This is a genomic window from Thiosulfatimonas sediminis (assembly GCF_011398355.1).
GTDB lineage: Bacteria > Pseudomonadota > Gammaproteobacteria > Thiomicrospirales > Thiomicrospiraceae > Thiomicrorhabdus > Thiomicrorhabdus sediminis_A.
The window spans coordinates 437,403-461,277 of the sequence record NZ_AP021889.1; the positions used below are offsets into that span (position 1 = coordinate 437,403).

General features: G+C 44.3%; 17 protein-coding genes and 1 pseudogene. 11 read left to right on the plus strand and 7 right to left on the minus strand.

The annotated features are described in order from the left end of the window. The first annotated feature begins 1 nt into the window (after nt 1). The 4 genes from HRR27_RS02015 (at nt 2) to HRR27_RS02030 (ending at nt 7,519) form a co-directional block, all read left to right on the plus strand. A complete protein-coding gene (locus HRR27_RS02015) occupies nt 2–3,967 on the plus strand; it encodes a response regulator (RefSeq protein ID WP_173270145.1) in 3,966 nt (1,321 codons plus the stop codon). 551 nt (nt 3,968–4,518) lie between these two features. Beyond that, nucleotides 4,519–5,364: an ABC transporter ATP-binding protein gene (locus HRR27_RS02020; RefSeq protein WP_173270150.1), complete on the plus strand. Its 846-nt coding sequence runs from the start codon at nt 4,519–4,521 to the stop codon at nt 5,362–5,364. A 65-nt stretch (nt 5,365–5,429) separates the two neighbouring features. After that, entirely contained in the window at nt 5,430–6,689 is a 1,260-nt protein-coding gene (locus HRR27_RS02025; RefSeq protein WP_173270153.1) for an ABC transporter substrate-binding protein, read from the plus strand. Further along, nucleotides 6,686–7,519, plus strand: a complete 834-nt coding sequence (locus HRR27_RS02030) for an ABC transporter permease (RefSeq protein ID WP_173270156.1) — start codon at nt 6,686–6,688, stop codon at nt 7,517–7,519. Before HRR27_RS02025 ends, HRR27_RS02030 begins: the two co-directional genes overlap by 4 nt. Nucleotides 7,520–7,603: 84 nt before the next feature. Here the strand turns inward: HRR27_RS02030 and HRR27_RS02035 are convergent, their stop codons facing one another. Next, nucleotides 7,604–7,801 carry a hypothetical protein gene (locus tag HRR27_RS02035; RefSeq protein WP_173270160.1) on the minus strand — a complete coding sequence of 66 codons (198 nt, stop codon included), beginning with the start codon at nt 7,799–7,801 and terminating at the stop codon, nt 7,604–7,606. Nucleotides 7,802–7,871: 70 nt separating this feature from the next. Here HRR27_RS02035 and HRR27_RS02040 point away from each other — a divergent pair, with 70 nt between their 5' ends. Further along, nucleotides 7,872–9,557, plus strand: coding sequence for a sigma-54-dependent Fis family transcriptional regulator (locus HRR27_RS02040; RefSeq protein ID WP_173270163.1), 1,686 nt, complete (start codon nt 7,872–7,874; stop codon nt 9,555–9,557). A gap of 100 nt (nt 9,558–9,657) precedes the next feature. Then, a complete protein-coding gene (locus tag HRR27_RS02045; protein ID WP_173270166.1) occupies nt 9,658–10,665 on the plus strand; it encodes a nuclease-related domain-containing protein in 1,008 nt (335 codons plus the stop codon). An 80-nt stretch (nt 10,666–10,745) separates the two neighbouring features. On the opposite strand, the gene HRR27_RS02050 is transcribed toward HRR27_RS02045, so the two are convergent. The 4 genes and pseudogenes from HRR27_RS02050 to HRR27_RS02060 all read right to left on the minus strand — a co-directional run bounded on the left by HRR27_RS02050 (nt 10,746) and on the right by HRR27_RS02060 (nt 13,979). Next, nucleotides 10,746–11,951, minus strand: coding sequence for an NAD(P)/FAD-dependent oxidoreductase (locus HRR27_RS02050; protein ID WP_341829826.1), 1,206 nt, complete (start codon nt 11,949–11,951; stop codon nt 10,746–10,748). Further along, nucleotides 11,952–12,128: pseudogene (rd, locus tag HRR27_RS12815) on the minus strand (rubredoxin); the annotation flags it as partial. Between the two features lie 38 nt (nt 12,129–12,166). Continuing rightward, nucleotides 12,167–13,261 (minus strand): acyl-CoA dehydrogenase family protein, encoded by a 1,095-nt coding sequence (locus tag HRR27_RS02055; RefSeq protein ID WP_173270174.1) that lies wholly within the window; start codon nt 13,259–13,261, stop codon nt 12,167–12,169. Nucleotides 13,262–13,433: 172 nt separating this feature from the next. Beyond that, nucleotides 13,434–13,979, minus strand: coding sequence for an OsmC family protein (locus tag HRR27_RS02060; protein WP_173270178.1), 546 nt, complete (start codon nt 13,977–13,979; stop codon nt 13,434–13,436). 434 nt (nt 13,980–14,413) lie between these two features. On the opposite strand from HRR27_RS02060, the gene cynS reads away from it, so the two are divergent. After that, nucleotides 14,414–14,857, plus strand: coding sequence for a cyanase (gene cynS / locus HRR27_RS02065; protein ID WP_173270182.1), 444 nt, complete (start codon nt 14,414–14,416; stop codon nt 14,855–14,857). A 174-nt stretch (nt 14,858–15,031) separates the two neighbouring features. On the opposite strand, the gene HRR27_RS02070 is transcribed toward cynS, so the two are convergent. Next, entirely contained in the window at nt 15,032–16,234 is a 1,203-nt protein-coding gene (locus tag HRR27_RS02070; RefSeq protein ID WP_173270186.1) for a hypothetical protein, read from the minus strand. 659 nt (nt 16,235–16,893) lie between these two features. Here HRR27_RS02070 and HRR27_RS02075 point away from each other — a divergent pair. The 3 genes from HRR27_RS02075 to HRR27_RS02085 all read left to right on the plus strand — a co-directional run bounded on the left by HRR27_RS02075 (nt 16,894) and on the right by HRR27_RS02085 (nt 22,397). Then, nucleotides 16,894–19,083 carry a HAMP domain-containing methyl-accepting chemotaxis protein gene (locus HRR27_RS02075; RefSeq protein WP_173270190.1) on the plus strand — a complete coding sequence of 730 codons (2,190 nt, stop codon included), beginning with the start codon at nt 16,894–16,896 and terminating at the stop codon, nt 19,081–19,083. 263 nt (nt 19,084–19,346) lie between these two features. After that, the gene (locus tag HRR27_RS02080) at nt 19,347–21,713 is read left to right on the plus strand and encodes a response regulator (RefSeq protein ID WP_173270193.1); all 2,367 of its coding nucleotides are present in this window, start codon (nt 19,347–19,349) and stop codon (nt 21,711–21,713) included. 327 nt (nt 21,714–22,040) lie between these two features. Further along, a complete protein-coding gene (locus HRR27_RS02085) occupies nt 22,041–22,397 on the plus strand; it encodes a hypothetical protein (protein WP_173270196.1) in 357 nt (118 codons plus the stop codon). Nucleotides 22,398–22,502: 105 nt separating this feature from the next. Here the strand turns inward: HRR27_RS02085 and HRR27_RS02090 are convergent, their stop codons facing one another. Next, complete coding sequence (locus HRR27_RS02090) at nt 22,503–22,703, minus strand: hypothetical protein (RefSeq protein WP_173270199.1); 201 nt, start codon at nt 22,701–22,703, stop codon at nt 22,503–22,505. 317 nt (nt 22,704–23,020) lie between these two features. Between HRR27_RS02090 and gspC the strand changes: the two genes are divergently transcribed. After that, nucleotides 23,021–23,863 (plus strand): type II secretion system protein GspC, encoded by an 843-nt coding sequence (gene gspC / locus HRR27_RS02095; RefSeq protein ID WP_173270204.1) that lies wholly within the window; start codon nt 23,021–23,023, stop codon nt 23,861–23,863. Nucleotides 23,864–23,875: the final 12 nt, after the last annotated feature.

The window sequence follows — 23,875 nt, forward strand, 5'->3', positions numbered from 1 at the left end:
CATGAATACGCCCTTCAGTCTTCGCACTAAAGCTTATTTGGCCGCGTTCTTCTCTGGTCTATTGCTCTCATCGTTATTAGTGATTTCCACCGCGCAAATGCAGTCGCTGGAAACGACAGCCCGACACTTATATAACACCAATACGGATTTAAAGGCCTATGTTCAGTTGACGGCTGAAATCGAAAAACTCAAAGGCTTCGTACAGCGTTATCAGTTGACTTTATCTCCTATTCTGAATGATGAAATCGGAGCACTTAATGAAAAAATTGATGCCATTATTGAAAAACCGGTAACGCAAACTTCGGATGAATTGCAGGAGCATATCATCTTGCTTAAAACCCACCTCCAAACTTTTCGGGATCATTTTGAGAAGCTTAAACGTGAGCTGATGATACAACAACAGCTGCAAGCCACATTGCTCGAAAACAGCGAACGACTGGAAAATTTCTTGCTGAAGAATGACGAGGAACGTTCATCTCTGATTGCACTTCAATCGATTGAGATTGACCTTTTTCGCTATCAGGCACATCTTGACTCTACGTATGCCCAAAAAGTTCGAAAAGCACTTTCCACACTGAGTAATGCCTTGGAGCAGAATAGTCGCTTTGATCAGCAACAGCAGACATGGTTTATCCGTTTTAAAGACAGTTCATTGCGGGCAATTCAGCATCAAAGTGCGTTGATGATGCTCAGTGATGTGGTTATGCCGGGTGAATCGTCCGAGATTATTTATCACGCTTATCAGGTTCAGAATTTGGCTAATCTACAAATTGAACAGATTAACGACGATATTGCACAGCTGACCAATAAAACGACGCAAGTGATTTTTATTACAGGCATCATTTTCGTTCTGGGCCTGTTTATCACCGCCTGGCTGATTATTCGGATGGTAACGCAACCCGTTGTAAAACTGACGCAAGTTTTTGAGCAAATCATAAGCGGAGATAAAAAGCCTATTTTGCTTAAATCCGTTGCGGAAGATGAAATTGGTCGACTAACCAGTGCGGCCATTACCTTCAGTGAATGGGGAGTAGAGCTCAGAGACTTGGCGCGTGAACAGAAGACCTTACTTTCCTTGTTTGATAAAGGCGATGCGGTTTTATTCAAATGGCGCAACGATGCCGAGTGGAGCATCGCGTCGGTCTCGTCCAATGTGGAAGCACTGCTTGGTTATAGTGTCGAACAACTTCTTGAACAGAAGATTGTCTATCGAGACCTGATTCATCCGAAAGATCTCGAAGAGGTTAATCTTGAGCTCAGCTCTGCGCTTGAAGCCGATGAGGATTACTTTCGTCATGAACCCTACCGGATTATTACAGCAGATGGTCAAGAAAAATGGATTCTTGATTACACGGTCACTCAAAAGGACGAGAATGGGCGTGTCACCCACTTTATCGGTTATCTGAGCGATTTCACCAAACAGAAAAATTATGAGTTCTCGCTTCGTATGCAAGCGCTTAAGCTTCAACTCGCGTCCAAGTCGGCTGAAATGGGCGTTTGGACATGGGATCTGATAGAAAACACCCTGGAATGGAATGATAACATGTACAAAATTTACGGGCTGGAGCGTGGCGAGGCTGATAATCATTACTCGATGTGGAGTAACGCCTTACTAGACGAAGACCGACCTCGATCTGAAGCCAGAATCAATCAAGCCGTTGCCGAGGATGGTCTTTTTGATGATATTTTCCGAATCAGACGTCCAGACGGAAGCATACGTTACATTAAAGCATCCGGCATGTGTGAGATTGATGATGAAGGGCGCAAGGTTGCGATGGTGGGAACCAACATTGACGTCACTCAAGCGGAAACGTTCAAGCAAAGTCTTTTCGAGGCGAAAGAAGAGGCTGAGCAGGCCAATCGTGCTAAATCAGACTTCCTAGCTAATATGAGTCATGAAATCCGAACCCCTCTGAATGGTGTCATTGGTCTTACCGACCTTACCCTGAAAACCGAACTCAATGAGCAGCAACGCCTCTACTTAGAGCAGTCAATGAGTTCTTCCAAAAGCTTACTCAACGTTATTAATGACATACTGGATTATTCCAAGATCGAGGCGGGCAAACTTGAACTCGAATCGATTCCATTCCTGCTTGAAAATTCGGTCAGAAACAGTGTCTTTCTGTTCAGCAAGCAAGCTGAAGAAAAAGGAATCGAAATGCATGTCAATATGGACAGCCGTCTCATGACGACCCTCAAAGGGGATCCGCTGAGATTGCAGCAGATTCTAAATAACTTGATTGCAAACGCAATAAAATTCACCGAACGAGGTGATATTACCGTCAAAATCGAATTGATCTCACAGGATGAACAACATTTATCTTTGCAATTTTGCGTGAGTGATACCGGTATTGGTATCGATGAGAAGAAGATGGCCAGTCTTTTTGATGCCTTTACGCAAAGTGACACTTCCGATTCGCGAAGATATGGCGGAACTGGATTGGGGCTTTCAATCTGTAAACATCTCACTGAATTAATGAATGGTGAGATTTGGGCTAAGAGCATTAAGGGTGAAGGAAGCTCTTTTTGCTTTAGCGTAATGTTTGAAAAAAGCGAAATCCAGCTTGCCGAATCTTTGAAAATAGAGAACATTCGTAACAAACGCTTTCTCGTCGTGGACGACAACGAAATCGAACTTAAATTGTTATGTGATATTTTCGATTCTTGGAAAGTTGACTACAAGGCATGCCAGTCCGGAAAAGATGGACTTCAGGCCGCGCTTGCAGAGCATTTTGACTACATCATATTAGACTGGAAAATGCCGGATGTAGATGGATTGAGAGTGATTCATCAACTGCATCAACAAAAGCCAACGGATCAGGTGAACATTATCATGGTCACCGCATACATGAAAGAAGAGCTCATCAAAAATGCCCAAGCTATTGGTGAAACGATCCCTGTCATACTTGAAAAACCTGTTTTAGCATCAAACCTTTTCCAAGCATTGGGCGTCTATGAATTGCCAATCGACTTGCGTGCTTTGCAAGAACAGTCTCAATGGACGTTCGACGCCGACATTCTTGTTGCCGAAGACAACGCTGTAAACCAACTGGTGATAAAAGATTATCTTACCTCTTTTGGATGCCGTGTTACCTTGGCTGAGAATGGTAAAAAAGCGGTGGAAGCACTGCAAAATAATCATTTTGATCTGATTATGATGGATATCCAAATGCCCGTTATGGATGGGTATCAAGCGACGCAAATCATCCGAGAGTCTAACGCCAATATAGCGATTATCGCCTTAAGTGCTGCGGTGATGGAGCGAGACAAAAAAGCGTCGCACATGGCGGGAATGAATGAACACATTGGTAAACCGATCGATCCAGAGGAGCTTCTCTCTGTCATGCAGAAATACCTCGATGCAGAGAAAGTGACAGTCGAATCGAAATCTATGCCATTTGAACTACCAGCGATCGAAAAAATCAATATAGCGGCTTTGGCTAAAGCGTTCAGTAGTAAAGGCGCCATTAGGCAAATGTTTACCTCGTTTATTAAAGGGTTTGGTGATGTAAAAGAACGATTTGATGATGCCTTGCCGGTTGAAATCTTGCAGAAGCATATTCATGCTTTAAACGGGGCCAGTGGCAATCTCTTTATGGAAGATTTGTTCCAGCTTGTCAAAGCCATGAACGAGAGCAAGGATGAGGTTTTCATCCGTGAGCATCTCGCAAAACTGCGCTTAGAACTTGAAGCGGTACTTCATTCGATAAGACGTTACCTTGAAAGTGAAGAGAAGCCATCTGAGATGAAAATGACGATGGAAGAAGCATCGGACTTGCTTGATGGACTTGTTCAGATGCTTGGGTTGGGAAGGTATGTTCCTGCAGGAGAATTGGAACGATACCATTCTGCGATTACATTGCTGAGCGATACGGAAGTAGCAAATCACATAGTGGAGCTGATTGCCGAACTTGAATATCAAGAGGCAGAGCAACAGCTTAAGGATTTACGGTCAAAAAAAGCATGATATGAACAGCAATCAGGTGGTTTCATTGTCGGAGACATACAGGGAAAAAAGTGCTCAAAATTTCTATGAAATGAGGAGTTGCCTGATTCAATGCATCTTATTTACAGAGATAGTTAATTGAGTCGCAGTTGCTGGGTTAGCAACAGAAATATTTGCATGACAAGATAAAATGGTGTGAACCGTGGTTTGATTCTCTATGAACGCTCTCAACTCAAGCCTTTATTCATGGGGGTGATGAGTTTCTCTGATAGCCACCATATTTTAATAAACCCGAACATTGTTTCGGGTTTTTTTATACCTGTGTTGTGCATTTTTAACTTTCTTGTGTTTTGGTTGGCTTGATGCTGTTTGTTACAAATCAGTACAAAGTTATCCATTGGTGCTACAAAGAGTTACATTGTTTGATAATTTGGTGCATTTATTGCCCTTATATGGATTATATTCATTGCTTTACATAGAAGTTTCTACTTAAGGTATTGAATTTTAATGTTTTTTTGGTTTTGGTTAGTTAGGTGGTATAAGCATTTCGTAATTAATTTTAGGAGTGCATTATGTCGAACGCGTCACCAATCTGGATTTCGGATTTAACTCATTACTACAATCGTCAACAAAGTATGCCGACTTTGGATGATATCAATCTTTCTATTCCTCAAGGTCAGTTGACGGCGCTTATCGGCCGAAGCGGTTGTGGTAAGTCGACCTTACTGCAAATGGTGGCCGGCTTGTTAATGCCGACCGAAGGTGCCGTTCGTATTAGAGCACACACGGTGACCAAGCCGAGTGCGAAATGGAACATGATGTTCCAGAAACCGTCACTTTATCCGTGGATGACAGTTCGTGAAAACGCGGCTTTAGGATTGGTGTTCGCAGGCACTTATAAACACAAGAAGGATCGTGTTGAGCACTTGCTTGATATGGTTGGTTTGAGTGAGCACAAAGATAAAAATGTGCAAGATCTCTCGGGCGGACAGCAGCAGCGTGTCGCCTTAGCACGTTCTCTGGCGACTGAGCCGGAAGTTTTACTTTTGGATGAACCTTTCTCTGCATTGGATGCCTTTACCCGTTCCGCTCTGCAAACCGAAGTGGCGCAAATCTGCCATGATCAAAACATCACTATGGTTCTGGTTACTCATGATATCGAAGAGGCTGTGGCTATGGCGGATCAAGTGGTGATTATGAGCCATAACCCAGGGCAGATTGTCGGCGAGAAGTCGATTCCTTTATCGTACCCTCGCGATCGAAATAGTGCCGACTTTACCAAGTTGAAAGATGAGTTGTTCGCTGAGTTTGAAACCATCGACCAAGCCAAACAACAGAAGCCTTTCGAGCGTTTAGAAGTCGAACGTCCAAAGGTTGTCGCGCCGACGATTGAAGAGATTTTTCAACAGGCGTCTTAATCCCCAGAGTTTTTACCGTTTTTATTTATCGTATTAGTTAAGTATTTTGCTGTCAGGAGAATTTTATGTGTCAGTATTGCAGCCCAGATAATCCAATGTCCCACCACGATTATGTGTTTAATCCAAAAAAAGGTCGTCGTGAATTTATATTAGATTCGATGGCCGCCGCCGGTGGTTTAACCGCTGCGTTGGGTGGTTTAACTTTACCGAACCAAGCGATGGCAGCGGATGAGCCATTTGATGAAGTGGTGCGTATCGGTTATCTGCCGATTACTGATGCAAGTGCTCTTCTTGTGGCGCACGCAATGGGCTTTTTTGAAGATGAAGGTCTGAAGGTTGATAAGCCGACTCTGATTCGTGGTTGGTCACCGTTGATTGAAGGCTTTGCAGCACATAAATTTAACCTTGTTCATTTTCTGAAACCGATTCCGGTTTGGATGCGTTATAACAATAACTTCCCAGTCAAAATCACTGGTTGGGCGCACACCAATGGTTCAGGCGTCGTGATTGGTCGTCATCTTAAGGCGGATTCTTTCGCTGATCTTGGTGGTAAACAGCTGGCGGTGCCTTACTGGTATTCGATGCACAATATCGTGCTACAGATGGCTTTGAAAAATGCTGGTTTAGAGCCTGTGATTCAAGATCAGACTGATCCGTTAAAACCAAATCAAGTAAACCTACAAATCATGCCTCCACCGGATATGCCACCGGCATTGGCAGCGAAGAAAATCGATGCGTATATCGTTGCTGAGCCATTCAATGCGGCGGGTGAAGTGCTGGCCGGCGGTAAGATGTTGCGTTTCACCGGTGATATCTGGAAGAACCACCCTTGTTGTGTCGTTTGTATGCATGATGAGCATACCGAGAAACGCAAAGCATGGTCGCAAAAAGTGATGAATGCCGTGGTGCGCGGTGCGGTTTATGCACAAGAGAATAAAGAAGAAGTCGCAAAAATGCTGTCACGTGAAGGCAAGCGTTACCTACCGATGAAAGCGGAAGTGGTTTTGAAAGCGATGACTGATTACAGCCCTGCGAATTATGCAACACCGGATGCGATCAAGCACGAAGATTGGGATGTTGGCCGTATCGACTTCAATCCATATCCATATCCTTCAGCAACGAAATTTATCATCGACCAACTGAAAGAGACATTGGTCACCGGCGATACCACTTTCTTGAAAGAATTGGATACCGACTTTGTGGTCAATGATTTGGTGGAGTATGAGTTCGTCAAGAACGCCATGGATAAATACAAGGTGTGGGATAAGGTCAAAGGCGTTAATCCAGAGAATCGGCTAGAGCGTGAAGAGGTGTTTGAACTATGAGTACGATACAAGTAAGTATGGGAGTTGCATTCTTTTCGCAGCTTTCGCAAAACTTTAAAAAACTACCTTTGTGGGTGCAAAGCACAACCAATGCGGCTTTAGGGATGTCGATTCTGCTATTGCTATGGTGGCTTGGAGGTCTGGCGATTGCCAGCAATCCAGATACGGCGGCCTTTTCTGACTTCGCTCCGGGTCCGACGTTTTCGGCGCTGGGTTATATGCTGGAAACCGGTAGCCTCTGGGAAACCATCTACTCAAGTCTGTACCGCATTGCGATTGGGCTTTTCTGGGGGATCGTGATTGGTGTTCCGGTTGGTGTGATGATGGGTTATTTCTTGGCGGTGCGTCAGGTTGCGAACATGCCATTCCAGTTCTTGCGTATGGTTAGTCCGTTGGCGTGGATGCCGATTGCAGTCCTGGCTTTCGAGACTTGGGATGCCGCGATTATCTTCCTGATTGTGATGGCAACGGTTTGGCCTATCGTATTCGGTACAGCTCACGGTGTACAACGTATTGATCCGAACTGGTTCCGTGTGGCACGTAATCTTGGTGCCGATGGTTTCCAAATGTTGCGTCGTGTGATTATGCCGGCGATTGCACAAGATGTTTTCGCAGGGATCCGTCTGGCGATCGGTGTAGCGTGGGTTGTGCTAGTTCCGGCTGAGTATTTAGGTGTAACCTCAGGTCTTGGTTATGCAATCAACGATGCCCGTGATGTTCTTGAATACGATACTTTGGCAGCGATTGTTGTGATCATCGGTGTAATCGGTTACCTGCTTGATGCAATTGCAGTGTTCTTGATCAAGCGTTATTCATGGCATGCGAGCTAAAAATATGACACTTTGTAAGTGTAAATGGTCATAAAACGACAGGGTCTGCTTTGGCAGGCCTTTTTTGTCTGTAGAATAATGTCGTTAAGTGATGACCTGATCAACATTGTCCAGTGGGATTTTTTCATCTTCGGGAGTGACCAGAAACTCTTTACCATCCTGAGTCGTGAGGGTTTTGACTTTCCCTTGGTAGATCACTTCACCGTTTTCAATTAAGGTGACTTCCTTACGATGCATGGCGGCGACTTCAAGTTCGCTGTAGTAATGACAGGCAAGTGGCATGAGTAAGCGCTCCGTTATTGGGCAAAATTTAAATCATAGTAAATAATCAAGAAAACAGCTAGGGGGCGATATGCCTGATTCACTGGATATAGCAAACCATTCTGAGTACATCGTGATTCGACAAGCCGCAGAACAGATCGAGCGTGCGCACAAGCCGGAAGAGGCGATTACCGATATTTTGAGTTTGATTTCGCGGCAGATGGGGCTTAACCGTGGTCGCGTGCTGTTGCATGATAAAAGCGATTCCGTGCTCTATGCTGCTTACTCTTTCGGGTTAACCGACTTGGAAGTTTCGCGTAGCCGTTTTGCCGATAACGAAGGGATTAGCGGCAAGGTAATGAAAATGGGTTCACCGGTGATTATTCCGAATATCGATTTGGAAGACGATTACCTGTGCCGTACGGTGGCACGTTCGACCCTACCGCAAGAAACGGTTGCCTTTATCGCCACGCCGATTTTGCGCAAGGGTAAGAACATCGGTGTATTAGCGGTCAACCGCTTGAGAAACCGTTCGCGTTCCTTGGACAGAGATTTAGGTATTCTTAAATTGATTGCTCTGTTCATTGGGGAAATTCTTGCGGTGAATGAACTGATTGAAAAACAGACGCAGGTGCTGAAAGAAGAGAATGAACAGTTGCGTGCCATGGCGGTTAGCCAAGGCAGTCAATACGGTATTATCGGCGAAAGTCCGGCGGTCATGGCATCGTTGAACAAAGCCGCTCGCGCCGCCAATGTGTCGGTGACGGTATTGCTGAAGGGCGAATCAGGAACCGGTAAAGAAAAATTCTCGCGCATGTTGCACATGGCGTCCAATCGTCAGGACGGCCCTTTTATCGCCATCAACTGTGCTGCGATTCCGTTGGAATTGTTGGAGTCAGAATTGTTCGGCCACGAAAAAGGGGCTTTTACCGGCGCCACCGCGACTAAGCCAGGTAAAATCGAAATGGCCAATAAGGGCACGCTCTTCTTGGATGAGATCGGTGATCTTGATTTAGGGTTGCAGGCCAAGTTACTGCGCGTATTGGAAGAGCGCAGTATTACGCGTATCGGCTCGAATAAAGCGATTCCGGTGGATGTACGGATTATTGTTGCCTCGCACAAAAACCTGCAAGAGTCGGTCAACCAAGGTAATTTCCGACTGGATTTATTCTATCGTCTGAATGTGTTTCCGATTGAATTGCCGGCGCTGCGTGAGCGAGATGGCGATATTCGTCTGCTGGCGCGTCACTTCTTGAATCAGGCAAATCAGGAATATCACACCAATGTTATTTTTGATCGCGGGGCACTAGAGTTTCTAGAGCGCTATGAATGGCCGGGGAATATCCGTCAGTTAGAGAACGTGATAAAGCGCGCGGTATTGTTGGCGGAAGATGGACAGATGATCACCGATCGCTTGATTCAGCGAATCATCCGTGAAGAAAGCGGGATTGTCTTTAATGAAAATACGCCGCCGCCGGCCGCAATTTCCGCGCCGGAAGCTGTAAACGCAGCAGCTTCTCGGGTGGGCGCGATGCCGCCGCTAACCGTTGCGGAAACAGTACATTATGCGCAAGCGATGCCGCCAACCCCTCCGCCTAACGCTTTTAACGCTGACAGTGAAATCAAGCGTAATTATTGGAAGGTAAGCGATTCTGAGAAGGATTTATTGCTACAGGCGCTGGAAAGAGCGCATGGCAATAAAAGCCATGCCGCACGTATGCTTAATATGACGCCAAGGCAATACAATTACCGTTATAAAAAACTTGGACTCGGTTAGATCTTTTTAAGCGCGTTCTGTTTTTATTAATTTAGTGCTAGTATCTATGTGTAATAAAATATCTAAAAATATTGATGAATTACACGGTATAAAGCACTAAATGATAATTAAAGAAATCGAATCTAAGGTAGAATCTCTCCAACTGCTGGAATCCCTACTAGCAGGGAAAATCACCCCAAATCAACGAAAAAACATCCAAGCGGAAATTAATGCCCTGAAAAAAGGTGTTGCAGGGGAAAAGCAGGCCGCCTTCTATATCAATCAAATCTTTAGTAAAAGCTTTAAAGCCCATGATATTCGTTTGAATGTTGATGGTGATATAGCTCAGATTGACCATATCGCCATGAATAAATACGGTGCTGTATTTTTATTTGAAACCAAGAATTTTTCAAATGATGTCAAAATTGATGAAGATGGGATCTTTAATTTCTATGATTCAAGAAAAAAGGATTTTCGTCCTTTTCCTTCACCTATCGAACAGTCTAAACGTCATGAAAGAGTGTTGAGAAAAGCATTCGAGCAAATTGGTTTTATACCTATTGGGGTTGAGCATTTTGTGATTTTTGATTACAAGGCAAAAATTTCAAAACCTAAAACTGGGTTTGATAATGTTTGTTATCCAGATATGCTCGAGAAAGCGCATGAAAAATTTGTAAACAGTATTGATGTGGTAGGTGCGTTTAAGGGGCTTGGTAATTTAGCCTTGAGAACGATTAAGTCGGATAGTCTTGCAGTAGAGGAATCATTGCAAGTTTTGATTGATAGATTTCATCAACCCGCTGAAATTGATTACAGAGCAAAGTTTGGCATTTATCTTGAGGAAGAAGCTAAAGGGGCAGAGTCTGTGCAGGAGGTGTTTGCTTCTGAGTCTCAAGAGGCCAAAGAAAAAGAGTTCACTATGTTGACCCTTGCTAAAGCAGCCAAGCAAATTGGTATGAAGACCAAGGAACTTGAGGATATTTTAGTGAATGATGGGTTTATGTCTCGGAACGAAAACGGCTTTGTAACAGTAACTGATAAAGGGAAACAAAATGGTATTCAGTGGCGGAAAGGTAGGGGAGGATACTATTTCTTGATACCTAAAGACCAATTACCAAAAGTTAGTTAGGTTTGGTTGACACTTGATTGTGTTGCTATTAAATATAAAGGGTTCTGAAAACAGAACCCTATTTTGTTGTTTGAGTTTAATCAAGCTGCATCGGTAATCTGTTTGTAGAGATTATTGGCTTGATTGACCAATTCTCCGCTAAGGGCAAAGCCTTGCAGGTGGTCTTCCTGATCTTTGTACACCAGTTTTTGGTTGTCGCCGATTTGCGTTTCGGTTTGCCAAGCGTCTTGGTCGTTCGCACCAAGCGGTAGGCTGAGCATAATCGACAGGGTCGAGGTTTTGGTTTTAATCAAAGGTGACACTGCATCGAAGGTCACGTCGATATTGCCATTCAGGTGGGCGGCAATAGTGGTGGCTTGGCGGCGAATCGGTTCAAGGAAGGCTTGCACTCCCGCATCTGACTCAGCACAGTCACCAATTGCGTACACATCCGGGTTCGATGTTTGGCAGTAATGATTGATTTTGATACCGCGATTGACTTCCAAACTCAGTTTCTTAGCTAGGCCGACATTTGGCGCGATGCCGATTGCGGATAGCACTAGCCCTGTCGTCAGTTGTTCACCGTTATCTAAGCTTAGATCGTAAGCACCGCTTGTACCGTTCATTTCGGTTACCGTCTGACCAAAGCGAATATCAACGCCTTTTACGGCCAATTTGTCTGCTAGGTCTGCGGCAATCGATTTCGGTAACATGCCTGACATTAATTGTTGTTCTCGTACCATTAAGGTCACCGATATACCGGCTTCGATTAGGTCTTCCGCCATTTCTGTTCCAATTAAGCCGCCGCCGATAATGGTGATGTGATCAATTTCGGTAATCGTTTGGCGGAATCGGCGATAACTCGGCAAATCGTTTAAAGTGACCATTTCATGGGCGACCGAACCGGCAATTTGTGGTTTTAGTGCCTTGGCGCCAGTGGCGATGATCAGTTTGTCATAATAGAAGTTACCACGAGTGGTCAGTACCTTCTTATACTTTTCGCTAACCGACATCACGCGGGTTAACGTTTTTACGCCGATATTCAGTTCTGTCGATTTTTGCGCTGCGCTGTATTCTTTCAAGTCGTCGGCAGAGCGTTCTTGGCGGAGTGCCATCGATAGTGATGGTTTTGGGTAAACGATTCCGTCATCAGCGGTAATCAGTGTGATCTCTGCATCCGGCAGTTCTTTACGTACTGCTTCGGCAACTTGCCAACCTGCGTAGCCGGAGCCGATAATCATTACATCGGCATGATTGCTGACTTTGTGAGAAGGTTGTGTGCCGTCATCTGGAGTTGCATGCGCCATCTCTTCAAGCGGGATAAAGTCAGCTTTGCTCACCAAGCAGAGTGGGCAGTACCAATCGTCTGGAATGTCATCGAAACGGGTTCCTGGGGCTAATCCTGAATCCGGATCGCCTTCTTCTTCGTCGTAGATCAGTCCGCACACTTTACAGATGTACTTGCGATATTCTTGCTGGCTCATAATTTATCTCCTTTTGCCGTTGCTGCACTGCTTGCTTGTTAAGCAGCGGCTAGCCCAACTTCTAGGCGCTGAATTTCTTTGCGTAAATGTTTGATTGATGGCGTAACCAGAATGACGAAATAGGCCTCGCGCCATTTGCGTTGCGCGGTGGCATCGACGATATAGCCTTTCGCGCCGGCATGTTGCATTACCGAATCGGCAGAGCGTTTGGTGATTTCCGCACCCAGTAAACGCGCTTCCAAAATCGTGCGGAAGAAGTCGTCGCCCGGTGTGTAAATTTTGCTGGCGAGTTGTTCTATCAGTTCCAGTGCGTCATCAAGTTCTTCTTGTAATTCTTCCGGTTTGTTATCCAGATATTGGTTGATGGCACTTAGCGATAGATTCGATTTGTGCATGTCGTTAATCATGCCTTGGATAACGCCGGCAGCCATGCCGGTTTGTAGCAGCACAAAGCCGGCTTTGATTTTCTGTAAATACGGTTTCACCGGATCTGCCAACAGGTATTTCTTCGGCAGGAATGCATCTTTGAAGAACATCGCATAAGTCCCGGTGCCTTCCATGCCGACGAATTCGACTTGTTGTTTTAAAGTGAAGCCTTCTAAGTCGCACGGAATGATTGCCATAACATCACGTAATGTATTGCCTTCTTCATCGACCACATGGAAAACCGAACCGAAGAAATGCTCGGATGATTCCGGTGCTAGATTGGATACCCAAGGTAGTGAGCCATTGATGATATAACCGTCTTCGGTTTCCACCGCGCTCAGTTTTAGCGGTTCGATACCGGCAAAATATTTCATTGGATTCGATAGGCTAGTCGCCCCGAATGCTTCGCCATTAATCATTTTCGGTAAGATATTCTCTTTTAACCAAGGGTTTTCCGAATTTTCGATATACCAGCAGCAAACTACGTGCGCCCACATCATGAAACCGGTCGACATACACTCTTCGGAAACTTGCGCCATATTCTGAATGGTTTTGAATAGATCCAGTTCGGTTCCGCTGACAGAAGGTGCAATTTCAGTGTAAGCACCGGCTTTGCCTAATTCAGCGAGTACTTTGGTGGTGTATTCGCCATGGTCGATTGATAGGGTTAAAGGTTTAAGTGTTTTTTCGATAACTTGGGATAACATTTTCTTCTCCTTAAGCTTCTTAGGGAGCCTCTGATTCAATAAGAGGCTCCTTAGGGAAGTGTCGAATAAGTCCTGAATGTGCTGTGCCAGAGCTAATTAAAGGCGTATTCGGCACTTCCTTAAATTGCCGTGCCGCCACAATCTGGGTGACGACACAGGCAAGTGAAATGGTTTACATTAATTCAGCTTTTACTGGTACTGGGTTGATGTAAGTGTTAGCAACCGGTGACCATTTCGTCGCATGCTTAACTAGATCGTCTAATTCTTCACGAGTCGCATCTGGTGATTCCACATCGTAGAATGCACGCACTTCACGTACACCTAGAACCTTCTCTGGATCGACGTCGCCTGTCCCCCAAACCGCAGTAATATTAATGTCCGCTTCTAGGTTTACTTCGAGTTTGGTTAGGGTGATGCCGCGAGCTGTCGCATTTGCTTGGATCCCTACCGAGAGACATGAACCTAAAGAAAGTAGCGCCATCTCAGAAGGGTTAGGTGCAGTGTCTTCACCAAGTAGCCCTGGTGGTTCGTCAACGATGATTGGGTCAAGACCGCGAATGTAGTTAAGGTTTTTGAATTGACCTTCAAGAACCGTTTTCGATTTAAGCGTCTTGATTTGATTTGGATCCGCTTTACCCGCTTCACCTAGTTTGGTTAGACCGTCGCTATCGATTGGACGTAGGCATGATGGTACATAGATTTGTTGAGCTTCAGACATGTTATTTCTCCTAAAACAATCTGTTTCTTTAAATGAATTTTTAATCACGAAGATATTTCGTTGTTGAAATATGTTGAATACATAGCGCTAGAGATACCAGTTTTTAAAAAATACTTTAAAATCAATAAGTTATTTATTTATGGTGTATTTTTTTGTTTACAAAGTTATACAATTTTTTGCAAATGTAAGAAGTGTTTTTGTGAATGTATTAAATTGTCCGACAATGTTGTTTTGGATTTGCTTTGGTTTTGCTGTAGTCAATGTCAAAAGCTTGTTAAATCAATAGGTTATGTTTTTGGTTAGAAATTGGCATAAGTTGTGCAATAGGATTAAGGCTTAAAAAATTATTTGTTTTTAGTCGACACTGAGTAACGGATTTAAAATTTAAATGCGTTATCAATGTCGACGATTCAATTACTCAAGGAGAGTCCCTAATGATGACTAAAGTAGAAATGACTGAATCGATTGTATTGGCGAAATCAGAGAAAGGCGTGGGCTGGGTGGATATCGCAGCTGCATCTGGGTTAAGTGAGGTGTATACAACCTCTGCCTGTTTAGGCATGAATCATTTAGATAAAGAGCCTGCGGAAAAAGTAGCCGATTTTCTTGGTTTAGGCGCTGATGTCGTTGCGGCATTACAGACTTTCCCGCACAAGAGTTGGGATCAAATTGTGCCGACCGATCCGTTAATTTACCGTCTGTATGAATTGGTTGGTGTTTACGGTCCGACCATGAAAGAGGTGATTCATGAAAAATTCGGTGACGGTATTATGAGTGCGATTGATTTTTCAATGGATATCGACAAGGAAGATAATCCGGCTGGTGATCGTGTTGTGATTACCTTGAACGGTAAGTTCCTGCCTTATAAAGCTTGGTAAAAAGCGGGCACAAAATAGAATTTTGCGAAATAACAATGCCTGCTTGAATGCGGGCATTTTTTGTTAAAGAAATAGTCAATGAGCGATGCAAGTTTTAATCAAAAAGGCGAGATTTAAATTAAGGGGACACATAATAAGTCCCTATTGACGCTTATTCGCTGGCATCTTGCTGGGTTATAAAATCAAATCAATTTGTTGGACGGTTCCTGCTTGCCCTGAGTCTTCATATAAAAACACCGAGCTGCTTCGCGTTTGTGCCTGGAGTTCGTTTTGTGCATTTTTGTGACTGAATTCGGTGCTAATGTTGTGCAGAGAAATCGCGCCAATATTTAGCTCCATCAAGCCATTCAGTTGCATCATTCCATTTTCGGCTTGATGGTAAATTCGTAGCTCTGCGAATACAGGGTCATTTTCATCAATCCACCCGTTTTGGTCTAAATCATAGTGAGCTAGGTCTTGAAAACCATTGCCACTTTGTGGTCCAAACAGTTCCGAGCCTTTAGATATTTGACCGTCTTGGTTTTTATCTAACGCCAAAAAACCGCTTCCAGGTTTCATCACGTTTATCTGCTTCATTTCTAAATTGTCGTTAATGTCCAGTGCGATTTGATGAAGGCTGAGTTCTGCCGGTTGGCCGCCAAAGTTCACAACCAGTGGGTCTTTGGGAATAACGCCTTTTTCAAGTAAGAGTTCAGATTGTGTTGAAAAGGTTCTGGACTGTGTCATGGCTAACGAAAAGTCGATTAAGCGACCATCCGCTGTTTTGACATTCCCCATTGCCTCGAAACGAACGCTTTCCGTCTCTGAGAAGTAATGTGACATAGAGAGTCGTTGTCCATTGCCTGTCGGCGGCGATTCGCTCAAAACGGTGGGATTTTCGGCCTTGAAAGCGCTTTGATTGAATGGTGTTACTTGCGATTGGTCATCGCCACGATGGTAGCCGTAGACTTCTAGGGTGTAGGGTTTTCCTGTTAATCTTTCCATCATCGCTTCAATTGCTTCAATCATTTTAATTAAATGAGGAGGCAAAGGATTTTGTTGCGTAGGGTTTTGCGCGCTGTTGGTGGTTAATTCGGGAGTATGTTGTTGTCTGATTAATGGATTGAATGGTTTCGTCAATGGCGTTGGCATCAATTCAGACGAGCGGTTCCAGCCGCTTTCCGGTTTAACCAACCTTTGATTTGAATGATACTCCGAAGTATTCGATTTGACGCTTAACGCGTGCTGAGAGTAGCTCGTATTCTCATTTTTTGTGTGTCGCTGAGCCTCAGCGCTCAAGCTACCATTGGTAAACTGCTGAAGCCTTTGTTGCGATTGCTCGCTTTGGTGGAAATAACGTTGAGAAGATAAGTGTAGTTGCTGATCCTGAATAATCATGTCACAGTCCTCCGCATCAATGGCAGCTAACTTCCCTCGTGACCTTGTCTATTATTTGTATTTAGAGAGACACAGAATAAATTCATTTATTTCGGCAAGCTCCTACAGGGGGCAAATTCTAGGCTTGCTTCGAAATACATTGCCAAAGCGATGGATGTGAAGCGTAGCAACGAAGTTTGTAAGCCTTGCCCTCAAGGGCTTTGAAGAATTTAACTGCACTGTGTTGCCTGTTTGTGTCCGATATGGACATGGCTGCAAACAGTCGCCTTGCTCAGCTAAACGCTTTTATGCATGAAGTCATTTGAACTGATTCTGTGTCTCCTTAGACGGTTATCGGCTTCAACTTAAAAATAGTTAGCGCAAAGTTAGAGGATCACAAGTTAAATTGATTTTAGGCTCGAGGTTTGCATACCGGTCACTGCGTTTTTATTACGAGCGACAGTGTAGTAATTGCGTACATAGAGTGAATAAAATTTACTTTTTTTCAGGTGTTTTTATTGACGAGGCGCAATAAGCAATGTCATTACTTGTTTTTTAAATAGCCTTATTTAATATCATTATTGTCATGGTTCTGCATTTTAAATGTAGCGTGTTTTGACATTTAAGCGCGGTAGGTTTTGTGCGCGAGCAATGTCATTTTCTGATTTGAGGAGAGTTTCATGACGTGGTTCTTTGATTTATCCGTTCGTACTAAATTAATGAGTTTAGTCGGGCTTCTTTTGGTGTTAATGCTCAGTGTAGGGGTTCTCGGATTAAACTCGGTTTCTAAAATTAATACGATGGCGGACAGTATGTATGAGCGAGAGTTGCTCGGTTTAAATTATATTAAAGAAGCCAATATTGATTTGCTGTATCAGGCGAGAGCGGTGCGCAATTTGTTGTTGGCGCAAACCGACGATAGCATTGACCAAGCGGAGTATTACCAAGCGGTTGAAAAATACGCGACAAGAATGCAAGAGAATTTGAACGAAGCTGAGAAGTTGATTACTGCTCCCGAAGCGATAGCACTTTTTGCTCGGATGCGTGAAGCCAACCAAGAATACAGTAAAGCCACTGCCCAATTATTGGAAGCCGCCCGCTTAGAAAAAAGCAGCGGTCAATTGACGATGCAAAATCGTGAATCGGTACAGATTGCCCTAGTCGATAATCGTAAGATTAATGAGCAGGTTGATAATTTATTAACCGAATTAACATTGATAAAAGTCAATAACGCTGCAGATGCCAGTGCGCTTTCGACGGAATTATTTAATCAGTCGTCGGTTTTAATTATCAGCATGATCGTCATCGCCTTGGCTTTGGGACTGGGTTTAGGTCTACTGATTTCGGCACGTATTAGTCGTAATGTTGCGACCTTAGCGCGAGGTTTGGACAATTTGGCACAGCAACAGGATTTTTCATACCGAGCGCAAATTAGCGATCGTGATGAAATTGGGGCCATGAGCGATTCGGTCAATAATCTGTTAAATGCACTGCAAAAAACCATTAGCGAAGCCAATCGAACCGTTAATGCTTTAGCAGAGGGGGATTTTAGCCAGCGTATGGCACTTGAAGTAAACGGTGATTTATTGCAGTTGAAAACGGGGATTAATGACAGTGCGGACAGCATTACCGATGTGGTTGATGCATTGAATAACGTAATGCAATCGATTCAAGCTGGGCAATTTTCAGTACAGATTGATGCCGATGTATCGGGTGAATATCGTCGTATGTTGGATTTAGCGAGCGGCTCGATGCGTGAAATGAATGAAGTGATTAATGACATCAATAATGTGATGGATCACGTTTCGCAAGGTGTTTTTAGTCAACGTGTAGAAGCCGCAGCCAATGGTGAAATGTTGGATTTGAAAGAGTCGATTAATGCGACTGTTAGAGTGTTGGATGAAGTAATCAGTGATATTACTGGAGTGATGAACGCGCAAGGTAAAGGTGACTTAACTCGTCAAGTCAGCGCGCAATGCGGCGGACAGTTAGCGGACATTAAAAAAGCGATTAACACCACCGCAGAAAATCTGAGCGCGATTATTGCACAAGCGGTTAATGCTTCAGAAATCGTGCAAGGCGCTTCCGATGAAGTTACTAAAGGGGCGTTGGATTTGAGTCAACGCGTGCAGCAGCAAGCGGCGTCCTTAGAGGAAACCTCGGCAACCATGGAGCAGATGAACGCAACGGTTCAGCAAAATACACAAAGTGCTCAAGATGTTGCGCGTCTTGCCACGGAAGTTCAGGCCAAAGCAACCCAAGGCAGTGCCGTGATGAAGCAAACCATTGCAGCGATGACCTCAATTCAAGATTCCAGTAACCGCATTGTCGATATTGTTAGCTTAATTGATGGGATTGCTTTTCAGACGAATTTATTGGCGCTAAATGCCGCGGTAGAGGCGGCACGTGCCGGTGAGCAAGGGCGTGGTTTTGCCGTGGTCGCTGGTGAAGTTCGCGCTTTGGCGCAAAAATCTGCGGATGCCGCGAAAGACATTAAAAATCTTATTGATGACAATGTTGCGCTTATTAACCAAGGGACCGAGCTGGCGGGTGAGTCTGGCAGTATGTTGGAAAATATCAATGATTCGGTTAAACAGGTTTCGCAAATGATTGACCATATTGCCAAAGCCTCTGCCGAGCAAGCCGAAGGGATTTCGCAAGTGCATTTGGCGATCAGTCAAATTGATGAAGTGACTCAGCAGAATGCTGCGTTGGTGGAAGAAACATCGGCAGCGGCGGAAAGCATGAGTGAACAGGCGAATCAGTTAGGTGAAAATATGGCTTTTTTCAACACTAACGAATCCGATGGTCATCATCCGCTGAATGATTCTGTGGCGCGTTTGTCTGCGACAACCGTAAGCCTCCATTAATCCAAGGCAGCGCAGAATAAGTCGAACAGCTCTTGCTGCTGGTTAAAGCCTGTGAGAGTTTATTCTGCGTTTTCTTAACCGATCCAGTAAGCTTGCGCATTTATGGCGCTTTTTTGATGTCATAATAGGCTCTTCTTAAGAAACCTTCACTCTAATCGTAATTGTTCAGTATACTGCCCTTAATAAGTAGTTTGTCGTATTTCATGGGCGTAAGAGCCGTTTTATTCGGTTGGGTGCATCGGTTATGTTAGTGGAGAGTGTTGATGAGTTCTTTAAGACAAATTCGGATTAACCTCTTATTGCTATTCAGCATTATTGTCAGTGGCTTAATCGCCATCACGTTTTATTATCATGTCCAAACGATTGAAACACTTGCTCAGGATGAGTTTGAGCAGACACTCTCTTCAAAGGGCCAAGAGTTGGCGGTGGATGTGCAAACTTTGCTTCGTCAAAATATCGAAAAAGTGCAGGTTATTGGCTCAAATCAGTTGCTTACTCAAGCATTGCGTTCCAGTAATGAAAACTATGCACAGATAGGTGTGGCAGCGCGCAAAGCGCAAATTGCGGAGCAAAATGAGGCATGGAAAACACACAATACATCGCCGCTAATTGAAAGCGTTTTGACTAATCCAGTGGCGATGTATTTACGCGATGTGAAAAGCGGCTTACCCAATTTAATGGGAGAGATCTTTGTCACTAACCGCTTTGGTGTTGCCATTGCCTCAACCAATAAATTAACCACGTTTGCGCATCAACATAAATATTGGTGGCAAGGTGCATACCATCAGGGTCGAGGGCAAGTTTTCATTGACGATCGCGGTTTTGATGAGAGCGCCAATGCTTATGTTTTGGGGATAGTGATACCGCTGCTTGAACAGGGCGAAGTGATTGGCTTGCTTAAAGCCAATTTAAAACTGTCCGGATTGTTTTTAGATTTAATTGCGCGGCATAACGAGGTGAGTGCGTTCGAATCGATTATCGTGCGCTCTTATGGCCAAGTGGTTTTTCAGGAAAATTGGCAGTCCTTAACCCGTGCCGTGCCACCTGAGTTACTTAAACTGTTGAATCAAAAACGGGGCAGTCCGTTGTTGTATAAGTTATTTGGCGAGTCAGTTTTTGTCGCCCAAAACAACATTCAATTGAGCGATATTCTGCAATTCAATGTCGAATTTGGCGGTATGCCGGTGACGGTCGATCGCGACGCCACGCAAGGTAATAAAGGCGAACAGTGGTTGGTGCTGACCTTTGGTGCTTTTGATAAAGGGGCGGCGTTGATTGCAAATACCACTTCCTATGCGGTGAGTATTGCGATTGCTTTGGTGTTTTTCGGACTGGTATTAGGTTTTATCGGCGTGCAATTGATTATCCATAAAGAGCAGGAGTATCAAGCGCGTTTGCAAGAGCGGGCGTTAAAAACGGAGCGCGATTTAATTCTTAAAACGCGTGAAAATGCGATCCAGCTTGAGGTTGTTCATAAGCACAGTAAAAATGCGCTCTTGGGTGAGATGCTTGGGTCGATTGCACATCAGTGGCGACAACCGCTGAACGAATTATCGCTTAGGTTGGTTAAGTTTTCTGGGCAGTATCATCAGGGTGAAATGAATAACGCATTGTTTGAGGATTTTGTTAAAGAACAGAACCGGCTTATCGACTTCATGGGGCAAACGGTCAGTGATTTTCAGAACTTTTTTAGACAAGATAAAGTGCCACAAAACTTTGCTTTAAAATCGGCAATCAGTCAGGTACTGAAACTTTTAGAAGGGCGCTTAAACAAGCATCGCATCATGGTTTATGTCACTGGGGTTAACTTGCAAGTAAACGGTTATGAGGGCGAGTTTAAACAGGTTTTAATCAACTTGATTGCCAACTCGATTGATGCGATTAAGGAAAATTTGGTGCAGAAGCCAAGGATTGATTTGCACCTTAGCGCCAGCGGTATGGTTTTTTCGGATAATGCCGGTGGCATTGATGAGCAAATCTTGTCGCAAATTTTTGACCCCTATTTCACCACTAAATTTACGCAAGGCGGCAGTGGTTTGGGGTTGTATATATCAAAACTGATTGTTGAGGGTATGGGCGGTAAAATTGAGGCACGCAACACCGAGAATGGTGTAGGGTTTGAGATTCATTTTGCTCAGTGTGCGGTTTTAGAGGCTGTCCCCGATTTTACTCCGCGGATGGCGGTGGAGGCACCAAAGCCGGAGCCTATAGCGGTTCAGCCGCAAGTCAAGTTGCAAGGTAAAACGGTATTGGTGGTTGAGGATGTCGAAGTGAACCGTACCGTGCTCCTCTATCTTTTGCAAGAGATGGGGTTGTCCGTGCTACAAGCCAGTAATGGTTTTGAAGCACTTGAGGTGATTGGCAAAAACGCGGTGGATGTTATTTTAATGGATATTGAAATGCCCGCTATGGACGGTTTAAAGGCAACCCAAAAAATACGCGAACAGTTGCGATTGTCGATGCCGATTATTGCGTTGACCGGCAATAGCAATCAAGAGACCATTCAAAAAGCCTTTGCTGTCGGCATGGACGCTTATCTGACCAAGCCAATTGACCGCGAACTATTATTGAACCAGCTGAATACGGTGTTGTCCAATAGCGGCTTAAATAAAGTCTTGATGAGCAAGTAGATGCAAAACGCGATCGTTTAAGCAGATTTTTTGTGGTTTTGGCGGGCATGCTGTTTACATTAAGCGCTTGGTTGCATGCTGTTGCACGCGAGACAAGGTGCTTTTGGGGTTTTGCATCGAGTCGATTTGTGGTCAAGGTATGCTTAAAATATCGGTAAAATCGTTGTTTTGTTTCTCTTTCGTTAGCCGCTGGTCACTTGATTTCCGCCAACTCCGCTGGCGCGTGCCACTTGTAAATAAAAATTCAAAATAGTGAATGAGTCGGATTGCCATACGTCAAAATGGGTATATAATTACGCATTAATACTTAATTTTTGTAGGGAGATTATGCAAGCCAGTATGTCTTTAAAGGTGGTGTCTGCTTCTTCGCGTCAAGCGATTGCGTTAGCAAGTATCGCGATGTTTGATTCACCAGAGGATTGTGTGCGTGAATGGCAAGCGATTATGCCGGCAGGCAGTATTGACCAGGCCACATTTGAATGGGGGGATCAACTCTACTATTTTTTACTTAATCGCGTGTGCCCGATACATGATGATTTTAACCGTGAAAAAGTCGTTTCCAAAGACGTCGCTTTAGCGATTTGCAACGCAAAGATAGAGCGTTTGATGGGTATGGCTTTACAAACTTTAAGCCATTGTCATCCCCGTGATTTTGAGACTTTGCTTAATCGACAAGCGATATAAAAGCGTTCAGTCTCTCTTTCGGGACGCATGGTCAGCAACGCCTCTCCTGAGCTGTTGCACTTAAAAGCTTGAAGCGGGGGGTCTCTATAGGTTTAAAATGCCTTCCTAGTATTTTTCAACTCGCTCTACATTATCCAGTGGAATCCTTTCATCCTCGGGTGTAACCAAAAACTCCTTTCCGGCCTGGGTCGATAGAGTTTTAACTTTACCTTGATACAGTATCTTCCCGTTTTCGATTAGGGTTACCGAGGTATTCCGCATCGCGGCGACTTCCAGTTCACTGTAATATTGACAAGCCAGTGGCATATTCACGCTCCTAAACAATTAAATGGCTGTGCGCGCTGTCGTCAGTCGAGCATTTTGCACAAACCTGCGCGGTATTTTCACGCTTAGTGAGACCTTAAGCAAGCCCTAAGGAGAGGCTGTGTAAGTCCCGATTGAAGCGATTTGGATCTGTTCTGCGCCTTCTTAATGGGTGGGCTTGTTAAGGATTTCACGAAAACGTCATTTTTTCAGAAGTGTATTTTTACGAAAGACGGTGCGCTTTAGGCTACAATTCGAACCGTATTTATAAATTAATTTCTTTGTTGACGCGTTATTGTAAGGTGAATTTGAGTATTTCGATGACCAATAAAAACTACCTATCCCTGTTTGAGCAAGCCTTGGCATGGCTGTTGTTATTGGCGGCCTTTTGGGTGTTGGGCAAAGTCATTAATCAAGCATTCCAACCGGCGGTAGATATTTTACAGCCGGCATTGCAAAAATCCGATAATCTCACTGTCGCGCCACTGGCGCCAGCAAAGCCCTCTTTTCTTTTAGGGCAAGTTCAAGTGCAACCGAGTCTTGTCGAAGCGGAACCCAATAAGCCGCAGGTCGATGATCTTGAAAATCTTCAAAGCACGCAATTAAACATCAAATTGACAGGGATTCTCTATACGCCAAACGATGCTGTTGCGGTCATTGAAGAAGGGCGCAATACCTTAGTCTTGCGTGCCGCAGAGGAATTACGTCCACAAGTGCAGATTGAACAGATAGAACCGACTTTTGTCGTCTTGAATAATCGCGGGAAATTAGAAAAATTACAGCTGCAAGAGAGTGATATTCCACAGTCTCCAGCAGGCACGGCCAATGATGTTGCGCCGAGTATGGCGTTGGATCCAGAGAAATTGGCGAAAATTCGCAGCGATGTCAAAAAGACCCCTTTGGCCCTTAATCGTTACGTGCGTTTCCGTAACTTGAACCGTGACGGAAAAATGTATGCGTTGCAGGTTTGGCCACGCCAAGAGCGCGAGTTGTTTGAAGGCTTGGGTTTTAAAAGTGGCGACAAAATTTTAGCGGTTGATGGCGTGTCGGTGGGGGATATGGGACAAGACCCAAAACAGTTTCAGCAACTGTTGCAAAAATCGCAGTTTCGGTTACAGATTGAACGCAGCGGACAACTTCAGGATTTATTCGTCTCACTTTAAGTGAGGTGATAC

Coding starts and splice junctions, on each gene's coding strand:
- HRR27_RS02015 (WP_173270145.1), top strand. CDS start 2: ATGAATACGCCCTTCAGTCTTCGCACTAAAGCTTATTTGGCCGCGTTC.
- HRR27_RS02020 (WP_173270150.1), top strand. CDS start 4,519: ATGTCGAACGCGTCACCAATCTGGATTTCGGATTTAACTCATTACTAC.
- HRR27_RS02025 (WP_173270153.1), top strand. CDS start 5,430: ATGTGTCAGTATTGCAGCCCAGATAATCCAATGTCCCACCACGATTAT.
- HRR27_RS02030 (WP_173270156.1), top strand. CDS start 6,686: ATGAGTACGATACAAGTAAGTATGGGAGTTGCATTCTTTTCGCAGCTT.
- HRR27_RS02035 (WP_173270160.1), bottom strand. CDS start 7,801: ATGCCACTTGCCTGTCATTACTACAGCGAACTTGAAGTCGCCGCCATG.
- HRR27_RS02040 (WP_173270163.1), top strand. CDS start 7,872: ATGCCTGATTCACTGGATATAGCAAACCATTCTGAGTACATCGTGATT.
- HRR27_RS02045 (WP_173270166.1), top strand. CDS start 9,658: ATGATAATTAAAGAAATCGAATCTAAGGTAGAATCTCTCCAACTGCTG.
- HRR27_RS02050 (WP_341829826.1), bottom strand. CDS start 11,951: ATGGCGCATGCAACTCCAGATGACGGCACACAACCTTCTCACAAAGTC.
- HRR27_RS02055 (WP_173270174.1), bottom strand. CDS start 13,261: ATGTTATCCCAAGTTATCGAAAAAACACTTAAACCTTTAACCCTATCA.
- HRR27_RS02060 (WP_173270178.1), bottom strand. CDS start 13,979: ATGTCTGAAGCTCAACAAATCTATGTACCATCATGCCTACGTCCAATC.
- cynS (WP_173270182.1), top strand. CDS start 14,414: ATGATGACTAAAGTAGAAATGACTGAATCGATTGTATTGGCGAAATCA.
- HRR27_RS02070 (WP_173270186.1), bottom strand. CDS start 16,234: ATGATTATTCAGGATCAGCAACTACACTTATCTTCTCAACGTTATTTC.
- HRR27_RS02075 (WP_173270190.1), top strand. CDS start 16,894: ATGACGTGGTTCTTTGATTTATCCGTTCGTACTAAATTAATGAGTTTA.
- HRR27_RS02080 (WP_173270193.1), top strand. CDS start 19,347: ATGAGTTCTTTAAGACAAATTCGGATTAACCTCTTATTGCTATTCAGC.
- HRR27_RS02085 (WP_173270196.1), top strand. CDS start 22,041: ATGCAAGCCAGTATGTCTTTAAAGGTGGTGTCTGCTTCTTCGCGTCAA.
- HRR27_RS02090 (WP_173270199.1), bottom strand. CDS start 22,703: ATGCCACTGGCTTGTCAATATTACAGTGAACTGGAAGTCGCCGCGATG.
- gspC (WP_173270204.1), top strand. CDS start 23,021: ATGACCAATAAAAACTACCTATCCCTGTTTGAGCAAGCCTTGGCATGG.